Genomic DNA, 279 nt, shown 5'->3' with positions numbered 1-279 from the left:
GTCTTGAACCAGCAAGAGGCATAGACTAGCAGCGCGAAGGTGGCGGCATGGCTTTCGGGAAAGCCGTATTCGCCGAAGCCTTCGATCTGCTTGAAGCAGCGCTCGGCGAAGTCCTTCTCATAGCCATTGTTGACCATGCCGTCGATCATGCGCTGGCGGTAGTTGCCGATCGTGCCGGTGCGCTTGAAGGTGGCCATCGCGCGGCGAAGCTCGTCCGCCTCGCCCGGCCTGAAGCCGCCGGCGACGATGGCGATCTTCATGGCCTGTTCCTGGAACAGC

General features: G+C 62.0%; 1 protein-coding gene. It reads right to left on the bottom strand.

Annotated elements, in window-relative coordinates:
• On the bottom strand, positions 1-279 hold a 279-nt coding region (locus tag EN850_RS36020), incomplete at both ends, for a hypothetical protein (RefSeq protein WP_136093104.1).

Origin of the sequence: Mesorhizobium sp. M8A.F.Ca.ET.207.01.1.1, from assembly GCF_004794715.1 — a bacterium.
Classification (GTDB): domain Bacteria; phylum Pseudomonadota; class Alphaproteobacteria; order Rhizobiales; family Rhizobiaceae; genus Mesorhizobium.
This window is presented reverse-complemented; position numbering and strand designations above follow the sequence as displayed.